We start from the raw sequence: 26,327 nt of genomic DNA, 5'->3' as shown, positions 1-26,327 counted from the left end.
AAGAATAATTACATCACTATGTGTTAGGAGTTTTTTTATGTCACACACAACTATTTTAACCTTGCAGGGACTCTCCTGTATGCACTGTGTTAACAGTGTGAAAAAGGCCCTGGCAAATCGTACAGATGTGGAACAGGCAGATATTACGATTGATTATGCCAAAATCATCGGCGCAGCCTCTGCTGAATCATTAATCGAAACCATTCAAGCGGCCGGTTACGATGCGAGGGTTGCTAACCAACCCGATATTGAACTGACACTCTCTGGCCTGAGTTGCATGCATTGTGCAGGTACGACACGTAAAGCGCTGGAAGCCGTAGATGGCGTTATCGCCGCAGAGGTGAATACTGAAACGGCTAAAATTTACGGTAAAGCCGATGTCGATATCCTGATTGCCGCCGTTGAGCAGGCAGGTTATCACGCAAAACTCACTTCTGGTCAAAACTCCCCAAAATCTGAGCCGCTGACATTACCTGCTTCAAACAGACCGGAACCTTTGGCAGCGGCAACCTCTTCTATTCCGGTCGAAAAAACTGACGCTTCCGTTGTGAGTGATAGCGATGAAAGCATCCAGTTGCTGTTGGACGGCATGACTTGTGCCAGTTGCGTGAACAAAGTTCAGAAAGCATTACAAGGTGTTGATGGCGTGGAAAATGCCAGAGTGAATCTTGCTGAACGCAGCGCTTTAATTATCGGTAGTGCCTCACCAGAGGCACTGATCAAAGCCGTAGAAAAAGCTGGGTATGGCGCGGAACTGATTCAGGATGAAGCTGTACGGCGTGAACGCCAACAACAAGTTTCTGACGCTAATATGCGTCGTTTTCGTTGGCAATCAGCATTAGCCTTGGTCGTCGGTATTCCCGTAATGGTGTGGGGCATGATGGGCGATAATATGATGCTCACACCTGAAAACCAATATATCTGGCTGACTATCGGCGTTATCACGCTTGCCGTGATGATTTTTGCCGGTGGTCACTTCTATCGCAATGCGTGGCAAAGCCTGAAAAACGGCAGTGCCACAATGGACACATTAGTGGCATTAGGAACAGGTGCAGCCTGGCTTTACTCCATCAGTGTCAACCTATGGCCAGATATTTTTCCACCACAAGCCCGTCATCTCTATTATGAAGCCAGCGCGATGATTATTGGTCTGATAAACCTGGGTCATGCTCTGGAACAACGTGCCCGTCAGCACTCCTCAAAAGCGCTGGAGCGTCTGCTGGATCTGACACCACCGACTGCCCGTGTAGTGACAGAAGATGGCGAAAAAGAGATACAACTGGCTGATGTCAAACCCGGCATGACGTTACGTTTGGCAACTGGTGATCGTGTTCCCGTTGATGGTGAAATCATTCAAGGTGAGGTTTGGATAGATGAGGCAATGCTCACCGGTGAGCCGATTCCACAGCAAAAATCCACAGGCGATAGCATTCATGCCGGTACGACAGTGCAAGACGGTACGGTGCTGTTTACTGCCGCCGCAGTTGGCAGCCAGACAACATTAGCACGAATTATTAAACTGGTCCGTCAGGCACAAAGCAGTAAGCCCGAAATCGGTCAGTTAGCAGATAAAATTTCCGCCATATTTGTTCCCGTTGTTGTCGCGATTGCCCTGATTGCCGGTGCTATTTGGTATTTAGTGGGGCCAGCGCCACAGATCATGTATTCATTGGTCATTATGACTACCGTGTTGATTATTGCCTGTCCCTGTGCCCTTGGGTTGGCAACCCCTATGTCAATTATCTCTGGTGTCGGCCGGGCAGCAGAATTTGGGGTGCTAGTGCGAGATGCGGATGCGCTGCAACAAGCCAGCACCTTGGATACCATTGTTTTCGATAAAACCGGTACTCTGACGGAGGGCATGCCTCAAGTGACTGATATCCATATTTTTAATGGGTACAGTGAACAAGAAGTATTGCGTTGGGCTGGCGCACTGGAACAAGGTTCTAACCATCCATTAGCTAAAGCCATTCTTGCCAAAGCCGAAGGGCTGGCATTGCCGCAAGTTGAACAATTCCGCACTCTGGCTGGACTCGGTATCAGTGGTGAAGTGGATGGCACAACCTTGTTGTTAGGTAATCAAGCATGGCTAGAACAAAATCAAGTTGATACGCAAGAATTAAAACCGCTGATTGCGCAACAGGCAAAACAAGGCATCACACCGGTTCTTCTGGCAGCAGGAGGTAAGGCGGCGGCAATGCTATCAATTCGCGATCCACTGCGTGAAGATACCCTAACCGCATTAGAACGATTACACCATCAAGGCTACCGTTTAGTGATGCTGACCGGTGATAACCCGGCTACTGCCAATGCGATTGCAAAAGAAGCAGGTATTGATCAAGTGATTGCGGGTGTATTACCTGATGGCAAAGCTGAGGCGATTCAGAAATTACAAGCAGCAGGTCGCAAGGTGGCTATGGTGGGGGATGGGATTAATGATGCGCCTGCCCTGGCGCAGGCTGATGTGGGCATTGCAATGGGAGGGGGTAGTGATATCGCCATTGAAACCGCCGCAATAACCCTGATGCGCCATAGCCTACACGGTGTGGCCGATGCGGTTGAGCTATCCAAAGGCACTCTGCGCAATATGAAACAGAACCTATTAGGCGCATTTATCTACAACACATTGGGGATTCCCATCGCCGCTGGTGTGCTCTATCCCTTTACCGGAACTCTGTTAGATCCGGTAGTCGCAGGTGCAGCAATGGCGCTCTCTTCAATTACGGTAGTGAGTAATGCTAATCGATTACTGAGGTTTAAACCTAAGTTCTGAATCACTAAAGAAATAAGTCTGCTTTGATGATGTTGGGGTGAATCGTAAAAATGCATATCCATGATCGCATTTTACACTTTTACCCCAGCACTTTTTTATAATAGCAATGTCCGTCCACGTTACTGCATCTTCAAAGAACTAGAAAAGTAAATACAGCGGTCAAGTAAAATCTCCTTGTATACTGAATAGTAGTCAAAGAACATTCAATAGAAATGGATAGAGATACAGTTGTAATATTAACCTAGAAAAATAGCTAGTTTAAAGAATAAATGCTAAACCGGAGCTAAAATGGGACGACTGATTAAACACCTTACCAATATATTAGGAATCAATGCCCTCCACCGTTATCCCTATCCCGCTCACGATATTACTCTGGCAGGTGATAGACATTTGCATCTGGTAGGCAGTATTCATATGGGTACGAAAAACATGTTCCCACTTTCAGAAATATTGATAGCACAGCTTAATCAATCCGATACATTAATCGTGGAAGCAGATATTACTCAGGCAGACTCCCCATTTCATGATGAGTTTCAATCATATCACCGTATCGAACAACGTTTATCTTCTGAGATGTATCGGAATTTTCAGGTCTGCTGCAATGAAATCCAACAGCAAGAAGAATTCCTCAATCTATTACCCTCATGGCAAATCGCTTTAATTTTACAAGCTGGACAAGCACAAAACCTTGGATTGCATCCCAACTACGGTATCGATTATCAGCTACTAAATGCAGCCAAAGCTCTAGGGAAAACGATTATTGAACTAGAAGGTACTGAATCACAAATTAATTTACTTAATCAAATCCCCAATAACGGCCTGCCACTATTGGAAGATACATTAACCCATTGGCACGCAAATGCCCGCGCTTTACAAACCATGATCAGTTGGTGGATGGACTATCAACCTGAACAGCAAGAACATGCTCTACCAACAACTTTCAGTAAAGAGATATACCAACTATTGATGACTGAACGTAATAAACAATGGAATAAACGTTTACGGGAATTGCCTGCCGGTCGATATCTCGTTGCTGTTGGCGTTTTGCATCTGTACGGTGAAGGAAATTTGCCCAAGATGCTGGCAGAAGAACAACATTAAAAAAAGGCCAATATTACATACATTACTATAATAATATTGGCCAATCATATGAGGAATAATCTGTCATTTTTGTTGTTCTTAAGTACGGGATATTACCTGTTTGTATACAAGCAACAGAGCCATAGTCAGATTATCAATTCCATCATTCCATTTCATCCTTTATTCTTAATTACAAAATCATCCTATGTAATGAAATTATGACACCTGCGATCATTTTGTTAGAAAAACAGAAAGTTAGCTTCGCTCTTCATACCTATGAACACGACACAAATGAACATAACTTTGGTGATGAAGCAGTGAGGAAATTAAGACTCGATGCCAGGCAAGTATTCAAAACCTTACTGGTTGCACTTAATAGTGAGGCTAAAAATTTGGTGGTCGCCGTCACCCCCGTCTCAAGTGAACTGGACTTAAAAAAGGTCGCCAAAGTTTTTAAAGTCAAAAAAGCAGAAATGGCTGATCCCCAAATCGCCCAGAAAGTGACAGGATATCTCGTCGGCGGGATCAGTCCGTTAGGGCAGAAAAAACTCTTACCAACGGTTATTGATAATCAAGCGCAACAGTTCCCTACTATATTTGTCTCTGGTGGTAAACGAGGATTAGATATTGAATTGGTGCCGTCTGATCTCTGTAGGTTAGTGAGAGGCACCTTTGCCGACATTGCAAAAGCTTAAATTATTACCCCAAAAGGGCTGCCAAAATTGCAGCCCTTTCGATTTATCATTCCGTCAGGGATTATTGATAAATAATTTCACCTTTTGGCTCATAATCAGCCGCTTTCAGTGGTGAATGCTTCTCGATATAGTCTTTCAGAACTTCCGCATCAACAAAACCAGTGTTGACATAGGTTGGATAATTATCAACGCGTGGATAGCCATCACCACCAATAGCATTAAAGTCAAGCATTGCCATACGGTAAGTTTTATTCGGCTCTAGTGGCTTTCCACCAATTTTTACCTCTTTAACACCTTTACCATCAGCAATCAGACTAACATTCACAAACTGTGCATAAGCACCGGAGTCAACTTTCATATTAGCAATCGCCGCCAGATATTGTTTGACTTCATTGCCTTTCATATCAACGTAAACCAATGTGTTAGCAAATGGATGCACTTTCAACACATCTTTATAAGTGATATCACCTGATTCAATCGAATCACGAATACCACCACCACTCATAATCGCAAAATCAGCATCCGCGCGTTCCATCATGGCAGAAAGAGCAACATGGGCCATATTAGTCTGAACAAAACGAACTTTGCTGCGATCCCCTTCTAATTTACCCTCAATAGAACCTACTTTTACACCAAGTTGTTTATCACCTTTATCTTGATAAGGCATCAACAACTTTAACATATCTGGGTTTTGCGCAATTTCATGAGTGTAGTAAGCACGTTCAGTAGAACCGTCTCCCTTCTGCACTTTCTTTTTGAGGTTAATAGGGATCAACTGATAGTGAGTCAGCTTCAATTCACCATTGCGGAATTGAAAATCAGCTCGACCAACATATTTACCCCACTCATGAGCTTGGACAATCCAGGTACCGTTCTGACGATCCGGCGAACATGGCGTTCCTGGCACATAATCGATCTGCTTATAATTTTTATTTTCCGCAGACATACAGACCGGATCTTGTGAGTGACCACCGACAATCATATCCAGATAGCCCGCAGGCAAACTACGTGCCATTTCAACATCACCTGGCGCATTAGAACCATGATTACCGTTGTCATAGTGCCCCATATGGGTTGCGGCAATAATCACATCTGGCTTTTCATCTCTCTTAAGTTCTTCAACCACCATTTTGGCTTCTGTCGCCGGAACACGAAATTCAACATCAGGAAAATTAGCCGGGTTACCGATTTTCGCCGTATCATCAGTCGTCAGGCCAATAACTGCAATTTTCACGCCCTGTTTATCGAAAATGGTATAAGGCTTGAACAAACGTTTGCCGGTGCTTGTTTGGTAAATATTGGCAGCCAGAAATGGAAAATTTGCCCATTTTTCCTGTTGACGCAGTATTGACAGAGGGTTATCAAACTCATGGTTACCCAACGCCATTGCATCATAGCCCACCAAATTCATGCCTTTAAAATCAGGTTCGGCATCTTGCAAATCAGATTCTGGTACACCGGTATTAATATCTCCGCCGGAAAGCAGTAACACACTGCCACCTTTTTTCGCGACCTCTTGACGGATTTCATCAACTACCGTTTTTTGCGCGGCTAAACCATACTCACCATAATCGTTATGCCAAAAATGACCATGATGGTCATTGGTGTGCAAAATGGTAATGTCATAGGTTTTATCTTTCTCCCATGCATTTGCAATTGCTGGAAGTAGTGCTATAGATACAACCAAAGCACAAACTGAGGTCTTGAACGAGAGTTTCATGGTATATCTCCATGCTTTTTTTAGTGAATTGCCATGCAAAAACAGCTTTAAAAGCTAACAAGGCGGGATAAATTGATCATTTCTTGAGATAGGCTATGTATGTTATGCAGTCATTAGATATTTAGAACACGTTTTGTTTCGTCTTCGCGAGTGTACTATAAAACTATATCCAAAGTAGTAAAAAATCAATTCTCTACCTAATATGTATTAAAATTCAACAAATAACCAATATACTGATTACTGATTACTGATTACTGATTACTGATTAAGACAGGTTGGCAGCGAATATGAGTGAACAGAGCAATACCACTGTAGTCCCATCTCCCACAAGAAAAACCAGGAATACCGTTTTTACTATTCTTGGCGCAATCAGTATTTCACACTTATTGAACGATATGATCCAATCGCTGATTCTAGCGATTTATCCTTTACTACAATTAGAATTTAACCTAAGTTTTGTGCAAATCGGTATGATCACATTGACCTATCAGATTACCGCCTCTTTATTACAGCCACTGATAGGCCTCTATACTGATAAATATCCACAGCCCTATTCATTGCCCGTTGGGATGAGTTTCACCTTATCCGGTCTATTACTGCTGGCCTATGCCAACAATTTCCCGTTAATTCTATTAGCATCTGCATTAATTGGTACAGGCTCTTCGGTATTCCACCCGGAATCGTCGCGCGTAGCACGTATGGCATCCGGTGGTCGCCACGGATTAGCTCAATCTCTTTTTCAAGTCGGCGGTAATTTTGGCAGCTCCCTAGGGCCTTTGCTAGCTGCTGTACTTATCGCTCCCTATGGTAGAGGTAACGTTGGCTGGTTCTCTCTGGCGGCATTACTCGGCATCATCGTACTGCTACAGATCAGTAAATGGTATAAGGCTCAGAATTACATCAAGAAAAATCAAGCTAAAACTGACCTTACCGTCAAAGTTTTATCAAGAAAAACCGTGATAGGTTCCTTGGTTATTTTGCTAATCTTAATATTTTCCAAATATTTTTATCTCACCAGTATCAGTAGCTATTATACTTTTTACTTAATACACAAATTTGGCATTTCCGTACAAAGCGCCCAGTTTCATCTGTTTATTTTTTTATTCGCAGTTGCAGCAGGAACCATTATCGGTGGACCACTTGGAGACAGGATCGGCAGGAAGTATGTTATCTGGATATCTATCCTCGGAGTTGCACCTTTTACATTAGTTCTGCCTTACGCTTCTCTGTACTGGACAAGTATTCTATCAGTGATTATTGGTGTGATTCTGGCATCTGCGTTCTCTGCAATCCTGGTATACGCTCAGGAACTTATTCCAGGTAAAACCGGGATGGTATCCGGCCTATTTTTCGGGCTGGCTTTTGGTATGGGAGGTATTGGAGCGGCGGTACTTGGTGATATTGCGGACAGAACAAGTATTGAACTGGTTTATCAGATTTGTGCTTTTCTGCCGTTACTTGGTATATTTACCGCCTTATTACCTAATATAGAAGATAAGAACTAGAAAAATCACTATACAACCCCACATGAAAGTTACTTTTTATGTGGGAAGAGTGCCTATTTACCTCATAAATATTCAAACAGAGCAACACAAATACCTGTTACGGGTAATTTAATCCTTTCAATCCATATTTTTTGATATTTTATTCATTTTTTTAGCGAATTTACCTCGAATTATCTATAAAATACAGTTACACCTACCTCTTCACTATAGCTATTTACTAGCCTCAGCAAGAAGGAGTCTTAATGGAGCACTCGACACCACTTATCACCACTATCGTTGGCGGGTTCTTTCTCGCTTATCTGCTCGGTATGCTGGCACAACGCCTGAAAATCTCACCGCTGGTTGGTTATCTTACTGCGGGAGTACTCGCTGGTCCTTTCACTCCTGGTTTTGTCGCTGATGCATCACTGGCCCCTGAACTGGCAGAAATTGGTGTCATCTTATTGATGTTTGGTGTCGGACTACATTTTTCACTCAAAGATCTGCTCGCCGTAAAATCCATTGCTATCCCCGGCGCTATTGCGCAAATACTGGTCGCGACACTACTCGGAGTAGGGCTATCAGCAATACTGGGTTGGGAATTATTTAGCGGTATCGTCTTTGGTCTCTGTCTATCAACCGCCAGTACCGTTGTTCTGTTACGAGCGCTAGAAGAGCGCCAATTGATCGATAGCCAACGTGGTCAAATAGCTATTGGCTGGCTGATTGTCGAAGATCTGGCGATGGTGCTGACGCTGGTATTACTGCCTGCGGCTGCCGGTATTCTTGGTAATAAAGAGGCCAATATCGGGCAGTTAGTCATGGAACTCGCCATGACCGTCGGCAAAGTTATCGCTTTTATCCTGCTGATGATTGTTGTTGGCCGCCGTCTAATCCCGTGGGTACTGGCAAAAACCGCAAGTACCGGCTCCAGGGAACTATTTACCCTCGCCGTGCTGGTTATCGCCCTAGGTATCGCCTACGGTGCCGTTGCTCTGTTTGATGCCTCATTCGCACTAGGGGCGTTCTTCGCCGGTATGGTATTAAACGAATCAGAACTAAGCCACCGTGCCGCCCAAGATACGCTGCCACTCAGAGACGCTTTCGCCGTATTGTTCTTCGTTTCTGTTGGCATGCTGTTCGACCCAATGGTCCTCATTCAACAGCCACTATCTATATTGGCAACGTTAGCAATCATTATTATTGGTAAGTCCGCTGCTGCAATGTTGCTCGTAAAGATGTTCGGCCACTCACGCCGGACCGCGTTGACAATTTCAGTCAGTCTGGCGCAAATCGGTGAATTTGCCTTTATTCTGGCCGGTCTTGGGGTCGCACTTGGCTTACTGGATGGAAATGCCCGTAACCTTGTTCTGGCTGGCGCGATTGTTTCTATCATGCTAAACCCAGTTCTATTTAGCCTGTTGGATCGCTATCTGGAAAAAACAGAAACTATTGAGGAACAGTTACTGGAAGAGACGCTGGAAGAAGAGACGCAAATTCCTGTCGATATCTGCGGCCACACTATCGTTATCGGTTACGGACGTATCGGCAGCTTATTATGCCAACGCTTGCAGGAAAAAGAGATCCCTCTGGTTGTTATTGAAAACACCAGAGCCAAATTTGAGGAACTCGGTGAACAAGGTATCAGTGCCGTCATGGGCAACGCCGCCAGCAAAGATATTATGTCACTGGCGCGCTTGGATTGTGCCTGTTCCCTCCTGCTAACCATTCCTAATGGCTATGAAGCAGGTGAGATTGTCGCTAGTGCAAGAGAAGCACGCCCAGATATTAATATCATTGTCCGAGCTGACTATGACGATGAAGTTGCCTATATTACGGAGCGTGGAGCTAGCCACGTTATTATTGGTGAGCATGAAATTGCCAAAACAATGGCAAGTGTATTAGCCAACAGTGAACAAGGTTATCCAACTGAGCCTCCCCCTGCGTCGCCCTTTTTGCCATTAGTTTGAGAAAACGCGACTGTTGATGGAATAATTCCCTATTCGTTACCGAATAGGGTTTTTTCTTCTATTCTATAGTGAACCACATGAGCCGTTCTTATCACTTTAAGTACCAGCGATAAGAACGGCTCAGAGGAAACAAAGCTTTCAGTTAACAGTATCGATCTACTCAATTCTGTACAGCAAAAATCAATCGGAAAGTCGTAATATCAAACATTTCATCACGTCAAAGATATAAAACCCCTTTCATTGACGTGTAAAACATTGAAACAGAGAAAACACATAACACTAAAGAAGCAAGACGATAAAACAAATCAGGTTTTAAACTCCCTTTTCCCATCTTTCCTGCATATAGCATTTTCCCAACCCCCACCCAAATTAAAGAAACAGGCAATAACGCGCAAACAAAAACCGCCATGCATGGAATGTATTCTGACCACAAAGTAAATGCAGTAAGAGGAAATATATATGTAGTAAACACAAAAGCCTTAGGATTCAGCAACGTGGCAAATAATACCGTGATAAAATGAATTTTCACCGCATTCTTGTTTAATGAGAAATGCCAAACTTTAAAAGCCAAATAAGCAATGTATGTCGAAGCACACATCTTTAAAGTGACCAGTGACCATACGAAAGCATGAGAGACAGTAGATAAAAATAACCCCCACAAACTAATTGCTGTTATATAACCCAGTGCCTCAGCTAATATCAGCCTGAGTGTACTAATAAAACCGTGTGAATATCCAGATGATACCAAAAGAGTATTTGTTGGTCCTGGCATAATTAAGACCATACTCACCATACTGGCAATTCTTATATAATCGTAGTAACTATTCATAGTATCCTCAATGGCTGTTATGCATAATCATTAATTATTTGAAATATAATAGGAAATTTTTAGTAAAAAATTTCATCATGCCCTCCATCTCTTTAAATTGATAATAATAAGTTATGGTCATTAAATACCATTACTTTCACTTGATAGCTATTAGCTTCGTCTTTTCTCTCAATGTTAGTAATTTCAATAACTCTAATTCAGTAATAAAAGATACAAAAAATATTTCCTAATATAGTCAACAAGATAAAATCATTACAGAAAACAAGAAATATTTCGCTAAATGATCCTTCCGAGTTATCAATTATCGCCAAAGTTTCGTTATCTAAATTAGTATCATAAAATACTAATCTACATATCAATACTATACAAAAATATGAAATTCTGTATCAGATTGGGGAATATTCCTAAAATATAGCAGCTCCAATCCATATATAACTAATATCATTTCTATATATAGTCAATATTTTTTAATATATAAAGAATATCATTTCAATACACAGCCAATATCATTTCAACATATTATTAATAAAGAAATATTTTCTAGCCAATCATCTTGATTATAATTAGTAGAATCAACAATTGAAAAATCAGTTCCAATGTTTTTAAAAACTGTGATTTTAGTTCAAATTTATCCTTTATTTTCTCCCCCTAAAATAAATAAAAAAATTAGAGAAATAATTAAATCGATGAAGGACGTGTTGGTGACTTTGACATCATCTATCTATATTAGCAATGTGCCATCATATGGATTTCAAGATGGATCGCGACGGCAAGGGAGTGAATCCCCGGGAGCATAGATAACTATGTGACCGAGGTGAGTGAGTGCAGCCAACAAAGAGGCAACTTGAAAGATGACGGGTATATACCTAAATTTCAAGCACCGTATTAATTTATACGGTGCCAAAATTTTATAATTATCGTTCCCAGTAAGATTCTTCCAAACTATCTTCCTTTTCAGGCAAACCACGGCTTAATCGTGGTGAGTGCTGACTCAATACCTGATAGCTAACTCTGTTGGCATATTTACACACTTGAGCAAGTGATGAATATGTCAGATAAGTACGGATATGTTTACTGGAATTAGGCACACTCATTCTATGGTGATTGTTGGCCGTTATATCATGTAATAAAGCAGATAAAGCGCCATCACCAGCACCATTGGTATTCATGATTTTTTCTGGTCCCCCCATATAAGGTTCAATATGGGAATAAACTTTCATTGGGATTTGGCAATCAGATTTACGCATAGCGCGGCTGAATTCATAACGGTTAAATTCAGCAATAGCCCCCGGTAACAATGGATGGGTTGTCTGACGCATATAATCTTTTTCCGTATAACCTGCCATATATAATCCAGCCGGACCAGCGGTACACAAAACTAAATCGACCCAATCCAGTGCCATATCCGCAGCTAATAGCGGATCACTGAAACCAGTAAGCTCATAAGCTTCATCTTCATTCATGGCCAGAACAGAAATATTCTCAACTAGAAAATCACGCCACCATTGTGGATCATCAGCAATAACATATTTTGTCCCCAACGTCAGGACTACAGGTACACTATGCTTTTTCGCATATTCGATAGCTTTCATGGTTGCTTCTGGCATTGGTTCTCCCGGTTTACAACGAATCAAGTAAGCGGTCAATACCAAAGCAGAAGCTTCAGCAATAATCTTCTCAGGAATACTTTCTGGTTTAAGTTGATTCATTTGCCCAGGGTTGATGGCAAAAGTGCGCTCACCATTTTCCGTTACTAGCGTAAAGCAGCGGCCAATTGCCCCGTTAACACCTTGTAAGTAATTCAGATCAGTACGGCTAGATGTGTTACATAAGTAGCGGTAAGCATAGCTGCCAATCTGAATATTACTACACATAGTACCCAGTAAGACGGAACGATCATCGGCAAGAACCGAGTAATTATGTAAAGTATTACCAATAGTGCCGCCAGCAAATTCGTGGCTAATAAGATTATTATCAGTAAGTTCTTTATACAGAGTTTCAGCCACATCATCTTCAATAACTAATGAATGCCCTTGGCTGAGGTTATAGCGCTGTATAAAATCTTCATCTACTTTCGCTTCAATATCCACTAATGTCTGATCGATACCAACGATATAAGCTCGGTTATTTTCACCATCCATCATCTCTTTAATTGGATGGAGTAAAGGATCACGCAGACTGACGGGAAAATAGTGTTTTGATTTACGTTTACCAGGGAATTTCATTTTTGATTGATGCTATGACGCCAAAAGATGCAGCATATTAGCACAATAAAAACTGACAGGCAGCAAATGTCACCACGACATTTACTGCCAAGAAAACTAAGCCACTTTCTGACGACTACGTACCATATGACGAATCAGAACAAACACCACAGCCAAGATCAACCCAACGAAAGCACTGCCTATTAAGATAAGTAGACGCTTTGGTGAATCTTTCGCTGTCGGCTCATAAGGAGCCTGCATATATTTAAATGGCTGGAAGTTAACTTTATCTACTTTAAGTGCTTTTAGCGCTTCGATATAAAACAAACGGTTACGTAAGTCAGCATCAATCAAGGTGGGATCTTTTATCTCCTCTGTAATTTGCAACTTACGTTGTAATGCATCAGCACCCAAAGCAATGGAATAATCTGGATCGTCTTTGATCATTGCTCCTTCACTGGAAATAGGCTTTTTAATCCCTGCCGAATTAGCGATAGATAATGCATGTTTCAATCGCTCAATATTAGCTTCCTGTATATTATTCACACGGTTTAAATCAACGCTATACAAACCTTCAGAGTAAGCAAGCTTTTGTTTTACCATATCACTTAATTCACTCTTCACCTGTTCATGGACAACAGACGACGCATAGCCAATATAGCCATTTAACAGATTATATGCATCTTCTGCGGTTTCAGCACTGAAAGTCAATTTAGTTTCACCATTTTCATCCTCTTTTTCCGCTTTTGAAGAAGATGAAATATTATCATTCACAATCTTTTCAATAAGTTTTCTTTCTGTAAGTGATGAATCATCACCTGATTTAGCTACCAGATTTTTAAAATATTCCGTTTTAACCAAATATTCTTCACGTAAAACCCGTGAATTAAAATTATTTAAAAAACTATTATACAGTGACGATGAAGTTATTGATGGTTGTAAACTTAAAACCTCGAACTTAGTCAGGAGATCTTTAAGGGGTTGTATCTCCTCAAGTTGAGGTTTAACAATAGAAGCGGAACTGCTCCACTTTTGTGGCATCAAAGATGCTGCTGCAAAGCCAATAACAGCAAAAAGAATAGTAACAGCAATAATCAATAACTTTGATTGAAATAAAACAGAGAATAACTCAAACAAATCAATTTCATCATCTTGTTTTGAATTGTAATAATTAAAATATTCTTCACTGAAATTAGTGCTTTTAATCGGTTTATTACTCATTATTTATATCCAAGTTCAAATATGCTGTTACTAATTGACATACAAAACATCATCCCACTAGCCTATAGGTTAATTCACATTTACTCTGAAATAAGTATGGCATTTCCACCAAGCTAGCATCCATGTAGCAATATACCCTAAAAAGCCAGTGAACCCTAATGATAGATTAATCCTATCACTATTTATTTCTGTTTCTGACAAACCCATTGACCAACGCTTCAAGGAGTAAAATATGACTAGTATTGTCGTTAAGCGCCGGAATATATTCAAATTTTTCCCCACCAGCATTAAGAAATATCTCTTTATTTAGCTGTTTTATCTCTTCCAAAGTTTCCAGACAATCAGATGAAAATCCGGGGCAAATCACCTGAATATGTTTTATTCCCTGATTAGGCAGGGATTTTACTGTTTGATCCATGTATGGCGTCAACCATTGTTCACGACCAAAACGTGACTGATAAGCGGTCATTACCTGCTCCGCCGGATAATTAATTGCTTGCTTTAGCAGGCGTGTTGTTAATTTACACTGCTCAGCATAAATATCACCCGTATCAACAAAACGCTGCGGAATGCCGTGGTAGGAAAGCAATAATCTGTCTGGTTGACCATGCTTATCGAAACTCTGCTCAATAGTCTCTTTCAGTGCAGAAATATAAGCCGGATGATCAGCATAATTACGAATAAAGTGAATCCCAGGAATAGTGCGATATTTTTGCAATACCCGACTGATACCATCAAATACCGCCGCAGATGAGGAGCTGGAATATTGAGGATAAAGCGGCAAAACAATCAATTGTTCAACATTCTGCTTAAGTAAGTTGTCAATCGCTTGTTCAAGAGATGGAGAGCCGTAATTCATTCCCAGTTCAACAGGGATGTCAGCAAGTTTTTCTGCCAGTAATTTTTGTTGCCGACGGCCATATACTAACAGAGGAGAACCTTCATCAGTCCAAATTTTCTGATATAACTTTGCTACACGTGAAGAACGTAAAGGCAAAACAAATCCATATAATATTGGCTTCCAGATAAATCGAGATAAGTCTACGACTCTTTTATCGCTCAGAAACTCGGCTAAATAACGTCTTATAGCCGCAGTTGTTGGCTTATCAGGAGTACCAAGATTAACTAATAAAACACCATATTTACCGCTGTTCATTATGTCGATCCTTAATTGTTTCGCTGGTGAAAACCCTAGCATAATAAAGTACAGATGAAAATCATGTTTATATACGAAAACAATGAGGAAAAACCGACCAATTTACCTGATACAGTAAATAAATAATATAAGATAAGGCGACTTATTAGTCGCCTTCCAAGAATCATTCAGGTTGATTAATCCAAAATTTTAGATAATTCTTCACTAATCTCAGATACCTTACGAGTACCATCAATTCTAAAATATTTAGTATAATCTGCCTCTGCTTCTTTTTGATAGTAGGATACTAAAGGTGCTGTCTGTTGATGGTATTCAACTAAACGTTTACGCACGATATCTTCGTGATCGTCTTTACGGATGGTCAACTCTTCACCCGTAACATCATCCTTGTTTTCCACTGTCGGCGGATTAAATTTGATGTGATAAACACGGCCAGATGGCGCATGTATACGGCGCCCAATGATACGTTCAATAATCAGTTCATCGGGAACATCGAATTCCAGGACATAATCAACATTAATCCCCGCTTCTTTCATTGCATCAGCCTGGGGAATCGTACGGGGGAACCCATCCAACAAGAAACCATTGCGGCAGTCATCTTGTTTGATGCGCTCTTTGACCAAAGCAATAACCAGTTCATCAGTAACCAGCTTACCATGATCCATCAGCGCTTTCGCTTTTAAACCCAATTCTGTGCCAGCCTTAACCGCAGTACGCAACATATCGCCAGTAGAAATTTGAGGGACCCCATATTTCTCCACGATAAATTGCGCCTGAGTCCCTTTACCGGCGCCCGGAGCGCCCAGCAGAATAATACGCATTGCGTAAATCCCCTTGCTAGTTAGTTTTTATATTTTAAGAAAACGAATCACCATACCATTTAGCATGGGGTTCGCTCAAGGAAACAGGTAAACGATTTCGTGATATTTTTCTGTAAAAATAAACCACGCCCCATCTTATTATTAGAGGCGTGGTTTACAATCGTTATCAAGAAATATAGTTAAATCAAGCTTTTTCAGACAATAGCAACTGATTCATACGGCGAATAAACTGATTTGGGTCTTCTAATGTGCCACGCTCAGCAAACAATGCCTGATCAAGCAACAGTTCAATCCAATCCGCGAATTTAGCTTCATCACTGATATCAGCAGCCAGTTTTACCAACTGATGATCAGGATTCAGTTCAAAATTGTACTTAACGTCCGGCACCTGTTGACCCGCCGCAGCAAACAATTTCGCCATCTGCGTACTCATTTCATCCGCATTTGTTGTCACAATTGCTGGAGTATCAGTCAGACGGTGAGTCAATTTAACCTCTTTTACTCGATCACCTAGCAGTGTTTTCACCCGCTCAACAAACGGCTCCAACTGCTTTTCAATTTCTTCTTGCTCGGCTTTGTTTTCATCTGCCAGTTTATCCAGAGATTCATCGGCTTTACTGACTGACTGGAATTTTTTACCGTCAAAATCAGTGAGGTATCCCATCATCCATTCGTCAATGCGTTCTGACAGCAACAAAACCTCAATACCTTTCTTACGGAACAGCTCCAAATGAGGACTGTTTTTCGCGGCAGCATAACTGTCTGCGGTGATGTAGTAGATCTTATCCTGACCTTCAGTCATCCTACTAACATACTCTTCCAAAGAAACTGTTTGTGCCGAGCTATCATCATGAGTAGAAGCAAAACGTAGCAATTTAGCGATAGCTTCTTTGTTAGTACTATCCTCTGCCGGGCCTTCTTTCATTACCAGACCAAACTGTTGCCAGAATTGCTGGTATTTTTCTGCATCATCTTTCGCCAGTTTATCCAGCATCTGTAATGCACGTTTGGTCAATGCATTACGTAAATTACGGGTAATCGAATTATCTTGTAAAATTTCACGGGAAACGTTCAGCGGCAAGTCGTTGGAGTCAATCAGGCCACGGACAAAGCGTAAATAGTTCGGCATAAACTGTTCCGCATCATCCATAATAAACACACGCTGGACATACAATTTCAGCCCGTGCTTATGCTCACGGTTCCACATATCCCACGGAGCCTGAGATGGAATATAGAGCATGCTAGTATATTCCTGTTTACCTTCTACGCGGTTATGGCTCCAGATCAACGGATCAGAAAAATCATGAGAAATATGTTTGTAGAACTCTTTGTACTCTTCATCTGTAATTTCAGATTTACCACGAGTCCACAAAGCTTGAGCTTTATTAATCTTCTCCCAAGTTACCGTATCCTCTTCACCCTCTTCTTCGCTCTTATTTTTGGTTTCAATTTCAACCGGCAAAGCAATATGGTCAGAGTATTTACTGATAACAGAACGCAAACGCCAGTCATTCAGGAATTCATCTTCTCCTTCACGTAAATGAAGGGTGATCTCTGTACCACGCGTCTCTTTTTCAATATCAGCAACCGTGTAATCGCCTTCTCCGGCAGATTCCCAGAATACGCCCTGATCAATTGAAGCACCAGCGGCACGAGTACGTACAGTGACTTTATCAGACACAATAAATGCAGAGTAAAACCCAACACCAAACTGACCAATTAACTGGCTGTCTTTAGCCTGATCTGAACCAATAGATTCCAGAAAAGCTTTTGTTCCTGATTTAGCGATTGTTCCAAGATTATCGATGACTTCATCACGAGTCATACCAATGCCATTATCACTAATTGTGATGCTTCTATTTTCTTTATCAAAAGAGAGGCGAACGCGCAGTTCACCATCATTTTCATAAAGTTTTGGAGCGGATAATGCGCGGAAACGTAATTTGTCAGCAGCATCGGAAGCGTTTGAGATTAGTTCACGAAGGAAAATCTCTTTATTGGAATAGAGTGAATGGATCATTAATTGCAGAAGTTGTTTTACTTCAGACTGAAATCCACGGGTTTCCTGACCTTTCATACTCATTTATTACCTCAATCTAAATCCAGTTCAGACAGACAAAATCAGACGATGATATGCAGATGGGGATAAATAAGTTGAATTTCAAGTTTGATTATCCAAAAGAATCATGAAGTCACTTTTGATCACAGCAAAATGAACTGAAAGGCATGCGCCACATAAATGTAGCGCCTCAAAACCTTTATGATTTACTCTAAAAGGCTACAACACTATTCGGTCAAAACTGTAAGGCACTAACAGAAAATTAATAAGTAATCTTCTGCCGCCCGGCAATTGAATGAGACAGTGTTGTACCATCCACCATCTCAAGTTCACCACCAACTGGTACGCCATGAGCAATACGACTTGCTGTCACACCGTATTGAACACATATCTCTGCGATATAATTGGCAGTGGCCTCTCCCTCCACTGTCGGATTAGTCGCCAAAATCACCTCTGAAATCTCTTCAGTGGCGAGACGATCCTCAAGATGATCTAAGCCAATATCCATTGGACCAATACCATCTAATGGGGATAAATGCCCCATCAATACAAAATAACGCCCGGCAAACTGCCCAGTTTGTTCAATAGCATGAATATCCGCAGGGCTTTCAACCACACAGATTTGACCATTTTGTTGACGGCGTGGATTAGCACAAATCGTGCACTGTTCCTGTTCAGTAAAAGTCCGACAATATTTGCAGTGTCCAATTTCCGACATCGCTCTGGTCAATGCCTGAGCCAAACGCATTCCACCACTGCGATCACGCTGGAGCAGATGAAAAGCCATCCGCTGTGCAGATTTAGGGCCAACCCCTGGTAAACAGCGTAATGCTTCCATCAAGGATTCAAGGAGAGGACTGGTTTGCATCAGAATGGCATCTTAAAGCCTGGTGGCAGTTGCATCCCACTGGAAATACCTGCCATTTTCTCTTTCTGAGTCTCTTCAATACGACGAGCTGCGTCATTGAATGCAGCAGCAATCAGGTCTTCCAGCATCTCTTTGTCATCTTCCATCAGGCTTGGATCGATCTCAACACGACGGCAATTATGAGCACCATTGATAGTCACTTTAACCAGACCCGCACCCGATTCACCCGTCACTTCCAGATTAGCGATCTCTTCTTGCATTTTCTGCATTTTGTCCTGCATTTGCTGGGCCTGTTTCATCAAATTGCCCAAACCACCTTTACCAAACATAGATTTCTCTCTTCGCTATGGCTACATCGTACAACTAAGGTACAGATTGCAGCATGGTTAAATCGGTCGGATACTCTCTTCATCCAATTCAGCATCAAATACCTGCTGCATTGTTTGAATAGTTTTATCCGCAATAATTGATTGGCGAGCTTGTGCCAATTTCTCTTCATAAATGGCTTGTCGCCACTCCAGCGGAGTTTTCTCCGCAGGATTATCATCTTCAATAATGCTGAATTCAACCGTTGCGCCGTACAACTCGCTCAAAGCCGCCGCTAATGACTTCTGTGCGAAAGCGGAATTAAGGTGACGCTGGCTCGAACGTAGGTGTAAACGGATATTATTTGCACTAACCTGCTCTTTGAACGCATTTAATGCCAATTGTTGCACCAGTTTAGGAATTTTAAGTTTACCAACTTCTGCGGCCCATGCATCTCTCTGTTTAGATTCTTCCGCTAATTTCTCTACCAGCTCTGGTGTTTTCTCATGTTCCAAAGCTGTTCTTAAAGCCTTTGGTGTAGCCACATGAGTTTCTGTTTTCTCCTCAATATTCTTGGCGCGCCAACGGTAAGCTTCTTTTTTCTCAGGTCTGTTTTCCTGTTTTTTATCTATTGATGACTGAGGCCGCTGTCCTGACACTGCGGCAATCCGTTCCAATGCCGAAATTGCTGACTTCATCTTAACAGGCGTAGCCGATTCAGGCTTTTTTATTGGCGTTTGCTCTTGCTGTCGGGATAACACATTCCTTGCTTTCAGCAACTGCGCGGTTGGGCTTGATGCAAGCGCCTGAGGTATCTGAGGTTCCGACGGAGAACTTCGATCTAATTGTGCCGGTTCATTAATATAATTAGCAGGTGGCGCATCCCCCTGATCACTATGTTTCGGCTGCGTTGTAACTGATGGTATAACCGCAGGATTTACCACCGGTGCTGCAACCTCCTCAATAACTTTTTTTGGATGAAATGCCAAAGCTCTGAACAGAGCCATTTCAACCCCCATCCTGCGCTCCGGTGCATACGGCAAGTCCCTACGACCAATCAGCAAAGTTTGATAATAAAGTTGTACATCTTCCGGTGAAATAGCTTTTGCCAATATGCGCAAACGGCCTTCAATTGATGAGGAAGTGATTTCCGGTTGAGAAGGTAACAGTTGAAGCATTGCAATACGATGCAGCAATGAAAGAATCTCTACCAATAAATCTTCCCAATCCGCCCCCCGCGAAGCAACTTGTTCCACCAACGCCATAACCTGCTGACCGTCAGCTCGAATCAATGCTTCAATAATTGATAACGGCTGTTCATCATCTAACGTTCCTAGCATCAAGCTAACTATTTCGGCTGTTACCTGGCCCTGCCCGATAGCAATAGCCTGATCTGTCAGACTCAAAGCATCACGCATGCTGCCATCAGCAGCACGAGCCAATAGCTGACGAGCACGACTGTCACTCTCTATATGTTCAGCTTTAAGAATACGCTCAAGCTGAGCGCTTATTTGATCAATATCCAGCGATTTGAGATGAAACTGCAAGCAACGGGAAAGAATGGTCACTGGCAATTTTTGCGGATCAGTCGTTGCTAGTAGAAATTTCACATGCTCAGGCGGCTCTTCCAACGTTTTCAATAATGCATTGAAACTGTGGCGGGAAAGCATATGCACTTCATCGATCAGGTAGACTTTAAAACGCCCACGAGCCGGAGCATATTGCACGTTATCTAGTAATTCACGCGTATCTTCAACTTTGGTACGGGAAGCCGCATCAATTTCAATTAAATCGACAAATCGCCCCTGTTCAATTTCAAGGCAATTAACACATTTACCACAAGGCTTATCAGTAATACCCGTTTCACAATTTAGCCCCTTGGCAAACAAACGGGCGATCGTTGTTTTCCCGACACCTCTCGTGCCAGAAAATAAATAGGCGTGATGAAGCCGACCGTGGGCAAGGCCATTAGCTAACGCAGTCAAGATATATTCCTGACCAATTACATCAGAAAATATTTGTGGACGCCACTTACGGGCAAGTACCTGATAGCTCATTGATACCGGGAAAATCGAATACAGTTGAGCACCATGCTAACACAGCCTCACTATAGACAGCGAGGCCGATATGTTAGTAATACGAAAATAAGTAGATTAATGATCTGGGAATTCAAGTAACGTAAAACTACTTACACCTTGTCTTTGCAGACGCTCAGCACCGCCCAAACCAAGCAAACCAATAATAAAGGCCGCTTCAAAAACTTCACCACCTAAGCGACGGATTAAACGGACAGTGGCTTCAACCGTCCCTCCCGTTGCCAACAAATCATCAATAACCAACACTTTATCGTTTTCTTTTACGCTATCCTTATGCATTTCCAACGTATCAGTGCCATACTCTAGATTGTACGTTTCACGCAATGTTTCCCGAGGTAGTTTGCCCGCTTTACGAACAGGAACAAAACCAACACCAAGACGTAACGCAACCGGGGCACCAAACAGAAAACCGCGAGCTTCCGTGCCAACAACTTTTGTAATTCCTGTGTCCTGATATCGCTCTACCAGAAGATCAATTGTTGCTTGGTAGGCAAGAGGGTTATCCAATAAAGTGGTAATATCACGAAAAAGAATCCCCGGTTTTGGATAATCAGGAATCGTTTCAATGCTGTCTTTAATAAATTGCAGTTGCTGCGCGTTTGCGGTCATAATCGGTGCCAATGGGTAGAACACGAAGGTTCTAAAATCTATGTAAACTGATAGAAAAAAGCAACTGATGAACACGCATCAGCCTACTTTTTGTCGTCCCAGATTAATTCTGCTTCGCAAGACATAACCATTTTAGGGTATAAATGAATACGCAGCCGTTATTAAATTTACTCGAAAAACAGGTCGATATACTGGCGGAAGAGATAGCACCATTAGCTGACACGCCATTCTCTACTGCCCGGTTTGATCAGGCTTTATTTAACCGACATAGCGATAAACTTCGAGGCTATCTACAAGAAGTCAGGCACAACATGGAACAACTCAAAGAGTGTGTTCAGGATCACCGAACCGAACAGGTCGTATTTCTAACTGAACGCCTAATTGCCCAAATAGAGGCATTAAAACGTGAATTGTCCACCCAGTCATTGAGAAAAAAAGAGAGCCGATTTGAATATAAACAACAAGCTACTGACCTGTATCACAAACTGGCTGAACATCAGGATTATGAACGCCGTCTACTCGCAATGATCAATGATAGAGAGCTAAAATTGAATCAACAAACTACACTTAGTCATCAACAAAAAATACAAAAAGAAATCGCGGCATTAGCTGGAAGACTAGCACGTTGCCGTCAATCTCTGATGCGTATTGAAAAATCAATCGAATACCAAGAGAACATGGACTAACGATTCAAATGAGGAATGTTTTATGTCCGTCGAACATGCACCACCCGAGGTTCAACTTGCTGTTGATCTGATCTATTTACTGGAATGCAATGAAATCACTCCTGAAATCGCACTCGCCGCACTGGAAATAGTCAAACACGACTATCAAGCAAAATTAGCGAAGCAATCACCGTCAACGAAGGAGTATTGAGCAACTTACTTCAATACCTCAATAGAGATACCCTGATCGATACTGTAAAAGATTCCCGTTTGTCTTAAGTATGTGATCATACATTCATATCAATATCAGCCTTTGCAAAATTTCAAACGGCTTTAATATCGTCACTCGCTCTTTCCATTATTTCGTTTAAGAAACGTTGAAGAATAATCATCCGCAGCAATTCGAGTACAAAGCGGTTCCCATTCACAGCCTACACAAGCGGCTCTTATGATCCCGCGATTAAAAGCCCATCGCGCCCGTTTTAAATAGGTTTCATCAAGCCTCAGAGTATGACCTACCTCAATTGATCGGCCCATAAGAGAACCAACAGCTTCCAAAGCTCGACTATCCCGAACAATAACACTCTCGCCAAAGCAATGAGGTTTATCTTCTCCAAGCAAAGGAATACATATGTCATCCGGCCCTGCCACAATCAGAATATCCTCGTCCCGAATTCGAGGAATAATCCTATTGTAATTTTCAACAAAATCAGGGGAATATCCGTTGCCCGCGTAGGTAAGAATACACAAAAGGTGATGACCTCTCAGAGATATTGTCATTGTTGCGTTCCCAAACGTGAACAAATGTTGCATTTTTATACAACCAATGCTATACGATTAATACTGACCATCAATAGATCAATTTTTCTAATATAAAGAAAATCGGCTAGGAGTCGACTACTATGTCGTCACGGTGGGTATCAAACGAGCTTGTCAAATTATCATCAGAAAGCTTGCAGGCAATCATAGATAACAAGATTCCAGCAGTGATGATAGATAATTTTGCCACTCAAGAAGAAGCAGAACAACTTGCATCTGCAATACTGAGCATGAAGGCAAAGCCATATGAATTTGGAAGGCCGGGGTCTTATTTAGGAAATCCACTCGCTCATTATCGCAATCGACCCAAAGAGCAATATTTCTCTCAAGTTAGCGTAGCCAAGCAAGATCTCATCCAAATTATCAATCAAGCTTTTGATCCAGTTGCTCGGTTCATTCGATATATCAATCACGATACAAATTTCAGCATTTCGGTCGCAGAAGAACCGGGATTTGGCCCCTATTTTGCCGGTATCGTCCGGATTATCTCCGGTGGTTCGGATCTACATGTAGACTACGCACCCACTTTTGCGAAAGGAAATTTAGTCGTCGGAGATATATCGACTCAGCTTGCTTGGAACCTCTATATTTTATCTCCCTCTCAGGGAGGAGAAACCGTGATCTATAACCAACCATTCAAGAGCACTGTTGTTGATAAAATATACAAACCGTATGATAGTGCTCTATTGGTTGATTGCGAATCTTTCACTTTTCGACCTCAAGTTGGCTCTGTCGTCGTTTTTAACACCAGCAACCCTCATATTATCCTGCCTGCAAGCAGCAATCGAATTGCAACAGGCTCTTTCATCGGTGTATTAAATGAGAAGAAGCTGATTTTATGGTCGTAATGTATTTCAGTAAGATATATCTGGAATTTGAACAATCACTCCGCTACAAAAACTTAAGAACGTGGCTCAAGAGTGGGATAAGCTCGACGAACCGTTTTCGCAATCAAAATAACCAATACGATTTTGATAATATCCCCCGGTATGAATCCGATTGAACCTATGGTTGCTTGCCAAATGCTGACATTGGCAAATGTAGCAATCCACGGGATACCAATCACGTAAACAATCATAATTCCACCAAAGACAAGAAACACAGCTTCTTTAAAGGTATTTAATTTTGCAAGATTTTTCTCATACAAGTAACCGATAACAAAAGCGGCAATTGGCCACGCCAAAATAAAGCCGCCACTTGGACTGAGAAATACACTCAATCCTCCCCGTCCTCCGGCCATTACCGGTAATCCAACGGCAACAAGAACGCAAAAGAGCAACAATGCTAATCCCCCCCGTTTCGCACCAATAATAGCACCAGCAAGCATTGCTCCCATTGATTGCGCTGTTATCGGAACACCCACAACAGGAAGTGTCAGTGGTGGAAATAAACCCAGTGCTACGGTTAAAGAGGCAAATAGCGCTATATAAACAATATCTTTGGTAGACATTTAATCCCCCTTTCTTTTCGAAAAAGCCACAACCCCTGCTTTACTTGCTACCCGAGTTCTTTCTGCCAAATTCTGGATCATAGGACCTAGCTTCAATAGCAGCCGAAATATCGTCTGCCATTTTGAGCATTCGTACAATAACAGGCACTGCAATTGCAATGACACTCTTTTCGAGGCCCCTTGCTTTCTGCGCCTCCCGTACTTCTTCTGTAATTGACGCCAAAACAGGGATAAACCGCAAAGCAAGCGATAGAGCCAAGCTCACTTTTCCAGGATTGATACCAAAATAGTATAGCCACCCAAGCCCATTTTCCAATGCGTCGATCATATCAGAAGAACGAGTAGTGAGAGTGACCAGCGAGGCCAGCAACAAAAGAGAAACAAGACGAACTACCACAAGTACACCTGCGGTCCAGTGGTGTAGAAACAATTGGACTATAAAAATAAGCGCGAAGATCCATAACGCCGGCCGTAATTGCATCCAAGCCGTTTTTAATGAGATTTTGGCTAATAAGTATAAAAGTACGATACCCGCTAACGCCGCAACAGAAAGATCGATACGTGGAATAACGAAAAGTAATGTTCCCAAAATGACCAAAGAAATAATTTTGAGCCCAGGGCTAACTCGATGCACAAATGATGAACCAGGGTTATACCCAGATAGGCTCATAACATCATCCTTACATACTCGGGAATAGCAATAGAGGGGATATCATCAACAACGACACGGCCATCATCAAAAACCAGAACACGATCAAATCCCGCCAAAAAATCAAGGTCATGAGACACTACAATCACAGTTTGAGATAGGTTATCGATTGCTTCGGCAACACGGCGCTTATTTCGTAAATCCAGCAAGGTTGTAGGCTCATCAAAAATAATGTAATCGGGCTCCATCACAAGAACACCGGAAATCGCAAGGAGTTGTTTCTGACCACCACTTAAAAGATGGGCTGGATGCTCCCTAAATTGAAGTAAATCATAGCGTGAAAGGGCCTCCTGTGTTCTTTGCCGAATCTTATCCTTGGTAAAACCGAGATTTTTCATTCCAAAGGCCAAATCTTCTTCAACGACTGGAAAAACGATCTGATTGTCAGGATTCTGAAATACAAAACCAACCTTACGTCGGATCGCTTTACCCTCCGTTCTGGTGTTCAGACCATCCACCAAAACATCACCGCTTTTCGGTACCAACAATCCATTAAGAAGACGTGCGAATGTACTTTTGCCACAACCATTACTACCTATGATAGCAATCCGTTTTTCCTTAAGCTGCAAATTTAACTCTTTCAATATCACTCGCTCGCCATAGGCATGCGTCACATTTCGTATTTCCAACATAGATGGTTATCTCTTAACATTGCAGCCAGCAACTTAACACTACTCCCACTTAGTACTTTGTCTACTCTACCTGCAAAATCCGTAGGGAAAATTCAATCAATGTACTGATTTCAGCATTATCAACCAGTTTCAACATTTGCCTTAGGTTATAGCCTTTCTTT

At 41.9% G+C, this 26,327-nt stretch carries 23 protein-coding genes; 8 read left to right on the top strand and 15 right to left on the bottom strand.

The window, feature by feature from the left end:
* Positions 1–37: 37 nt before the first annotated feature.
* The 3 genes from copA to ybaK all read left to right on the top strand — a co-directional run bounded on the left by copA (position 38) and on the right by ybaK (position 4,548).
* A complete protein-coding gene (copA, locus tag EAE91_RS04860; RefSeq protein ID WP_214087499.1) occupies positions 38–2,773 on the top strand; it encodes a copper-exporting P-type ATPase CopA in 2,736 nt (911 codons plus the stop codon).
* Between the two features lie 288 nt (positions 2,774–3,061).
* Positions 3,062–3,874 carry a TraB/GumN family protein gene (locus tag EAE91_RS04855; protein WP_214087498.1) on the top strand — a complete coding sequence of 271 codons (813 nt, stop codon included), beginning with the start codon at positions 3,062–3,064 and terminating at the stop codon, positions 3,872–3,874.
* 197 nt (positions 3,875–4,071) lie between these two features.
* Entirely contained in the window at positions 4,072–4,548 is a 477-nt protein-coding gene (ybaK, locus tag EAE91_RS04850; RefSeq protein ID WP_214087497.1) for a Cys-tRNA(Pro)/Cys-tRNA(Cys) deacylase YbaK, read from the top strand.
* A 61-nt stretch (positions 4,549–4,609) separates the two neighbouring features.
* On the opposite strand, the gene ushA is transcribed toward ybaK, so the two are convergent.
* Positions 4,610–6,268, bottom strand: a complete 1,659-nt coding sequence (gene ushA / locus EAE91_RS04845) for a bifunctional UDP-sugar hydrolase/5'-nucleotidase UshA (RefSeq protein ID WP_214087496.1) — start codon at positions 6,266–6,268, stop codon at positions 4,610–4,612.
* Between the two features lie 287 nt (positions 6,269–6,555).
* Between ushA and EAE91_RS04840 the strand changes: the two genes are divergently transcribed.
* Both EAE91_RS04840 and ybaL read left to right on the top strand, forming a co-directional pair.
* Positions 6,556–7,773, top strand: a complete 1,218-nt coding sequence (locus EAE91_RS04840) for an MFS transporter (RefSeq protein ID WP_214087495.1) — start codon at positions 6,556–6,558, stop codon at positions 7,771–7,773.
* A 242-nt stretch (positions 7,774–8,015) separates the two neighbouring features.
* Positions 8,016–9,722 carry a YbaL family putative K(+) efflux transporter gene (gene ybaL / locus EAE91_RS04835; RefSeq protein ID WP_214087494.1) on the top strand — a complete coding sequence of 569 codons (1,707 nt, stop codon included), beginning with the start codon at positions 8,016–8,018 and terminating at the stop codon, positions 9,720–9,722.
* A 217-nt stretch (positions 9,723–9,939) separates the two neighbouring features.
* Here the strand turns inward: ybaL and EAE91_RS04830 are convergent, their stop codons facing one another.
* From EAE91_RS04830 to apt, 10 genes are all read right to left on the bottom strand, one after another.
* A complete protein-coding gene (locus EAE91_RS04830) occupies positions 9,940–10,551 on the bottom strand; it encodes a LysE family translocator (protein ID WP_214087493.1) in 612 nt (203 codons plus the stop codon).
* Between the two features lie 914 nt (positions 10,552–11,465).
* Positions 11,466–12,776, bottom strand: a complete 1,311-nt coding sequence (locus EAE91_RS04825) for an inosine/guanosine kinase (protein WP_214087492.1) — start codon at positions 12,774–12,776, stop codon at positions 11,466–11,468.
* Between the two features lie 96 nt (positions 12,777–12,872).
* Complete coding sequence (wzz(fepE), locus tag EAE91_RS04820) at positions 12,873–13,976, bottom strand: LPS O-antigen length regulator Wzz(fepE) (RefSeq protein WP_214087491.1); 1,104 nt, start codon at positions 13,974–13,976, stop codon at positions 12,873–12,875.
* Between the two features lie 178 nt (positions 13,977–14,154).
* A complete protein-coding gene (hemH, locus tag EAE91_RS04815) occupies positions 14,155–15,132 on the bottom strand; it encodes a ferrochelatase (RefSeq protein ID WP_214087490.1) in 978 nt (325 codons plus the stop codon).
* Positions 15,133–15,308: 176 nt separating this feature from the next.
* Positions 15,309–15,953 carry an adenylate kinase gene (adk, locus tag EAE91_RS04810; protein WP_214087489.1) on the bottom strand — a complete coding sequence of 215 codons (645 nt, stop codon included), beginning with the start codon at positions 15,951–15,953 and terminating at the stop codon, positions 15,309–15,311.
* Positions 15,954–16,137: 184 nt separating this feature from the next.
* Positions 16,138–18,030, bottom strand: coding sequence for a molecular chaperone HtpG (htpG, locus tag EAE91_RS04805; RefSeq protein WP_214087588.1), 1,893 nt, complete (start codon positions 18,028–18,030; stop codon positions 16,138–16,140).
* A gap of 244 nt (positions 18,031–18,274) precedes the next feature.
* On the bottom strand, positions 18,275–18,880 hold the full coding sequence (recR, locus tag EAE91_RS04800) for a recombination mediator RecR (RefSeq protein WP_214087488.1): 606 nt from the start codon (positions 18,878–18,880) through the stop codon (positions 18,275–18,277).
* On the bottom strand, positions 18,880–19,209 hold the full coding sequence (locus tag EAE91_RS04795) for a YbaB/EbfC family nucleoid-associated protein (protein ID WP_049582543.1): 330 nt from the start codon (positions 19,207–19,209) through the stop codon (positions 18,880–18,882). Before EAE91_RS04795 ends, recR begins: the two co-directional genes overlap by 1 nt.
* A gap of 57 nt (positions 19,210–19,266) precedes the next feature.
* Complete coding sequence (dnaX, locus tag EAE91_RS04790) at positions 19,267–21,243, bottom strand: DNA polymerase III subunit gamma/tau (protein ID WP_214087487.1); 1,977 nt, start codon at positions 21,241–21,243, stop codon at positions 19,267–19,269.
* 96 nt (positions 21,244–21,339) lie between these two features.
* Positions 21,340–21,891: an adenine phosphoribosyltransferase gene (gene apt, locus EAE91_RS04785; protein WP_214087486.1), complete on the bottom strand. Its 552-nt coding sequence runs from the start codon at positions 21,889–21,891 to the stop codon at positions 21,340–21,342.
* Positions 21,892–22,034: 143 nt separating this feature from the next.
* Here apt and priC point away from each other — a divergent pair, with 143 nt between their 5' ends.
* Positions 22,035–22,577 (top strand): primosomal replication protein PriC, encoded by a 543-nt coding sequence (priC, locus tag EAE91_RS04780; RefSeq protein ID WP_214087485.1) that lies wholly within the window; start codon positions 22,035–22,037, stop codon positions 22,575–22,577.
* Between the two features lie 22 nt (positions 22,578–22,599).
* The gene (rsmS, locus tag EAE91_RS04775; RefSeq protein WP_065389291.1) at positions 22,600–22,767 is read left to right on the top strand and encodes a pleiotropic regulatory protein RsmS; all 168 of its coding nucleotides are present in this window, start codon (positions 22,600–22,602) and stop codon (positions 22,765–22,767) included.
* A 131-nt stretch (positions 22,768–22,898) separates the two neighbouring features.
* Here the strand turns inward: rsmS and EAE91_RS04770 are convergent, their stop codons facing one another.
* Positions 22,899–23,336, bottom strand: a complete 438-nt coding sequence (locus EAE91_RS04770; RefSeq protein ID WP_214087484.1) for a DUF1284 domain-containing protein — start codon at positions 23,334–23,336, stop codon at positions 22,899–22,901.
* Between the two features lie 122 nt (positions 23,337–23,458).
* Between EAE91_RS04770 and EAE91_RS04765 the strand changes: the two genes are divergently transcribed.
* Positions 23,459–24,223: a 2OG-Fe(II)-dependent halogenase WelO5 family protein gene (locus EAE91_RS04765; RefSeq protein WP_214087483.1), complete on the top strand. Its 765-nt coding sequence runs from the start codon at positions 23,459–23,461 to the stop codon at positions 24,221–24,223.
* Between the two features lie 53 nt (positions 24,224–24,276).
* Here EAE91_RS04765 and EAE91_RS04760 read toward each other — a convergent pair whose 3' ends face one another.
* Genes EAE91_RS04760 through EAE91_RS04750 form a run of 3 tightly spaced genes read right to left on the bottom strand, consistent with a single transcriptional unit; the run spans position 24,277 to position 26,166 of the window.
* A complete protein-coding gene (locus tag EAE91_RS04760) occupies positions 24,277–24,825 on the bottom strand; it encodes a biotin transporter BioY (RefSeq protein WP_214087482.1) in 549 nt (182 codons plus the stop codon).
* Positions 24,826–24,865: 40 nt separating this feature from the next.
* Entirely contained in the window at positions 24,866–25,495 is a 630-nt protein-coding gene (locus EAE91_RS04755; RefSeq protein ID WP_214087481.1) for an energy-coupling factor transporter transmembrane component T family protein, read from the bottom strand.
* Complete coding sequence (locus EAE91_RS04750; RefSeq protein WP_105397720.1) at positions 25,492–26,166, bottom strand: energy-coupling factor ABC transporter ATP-binding protein; 675 nt, start codon at positions 26,164–26,166, stop codon at positions 25,492–25,494. The genes EAE91_RS04755 and EAE91_RS04750 overlap by 4 nt, the downstream gene beginning before the upstream one ends.
* Between the last annotated feature and the right edge of the window lie 161 nt (positions 26,167–26,327).

The organism is Photorhabdus noenieputensis (genome assembly GCF_018448935.1).
GTDB classification, from domain to species: domain Bacteria; phylum Pseudomonadota; class Gammaproteobacteria; order Enterobacterales; family Enterobacteriaceae; genus Photorhabdus; species Photorhabdus noenieputensis.
Note: the sequence above shows the minus strand (reverse complement) of the source record. Positions and strands in the feature narration are given on the sequence as shown.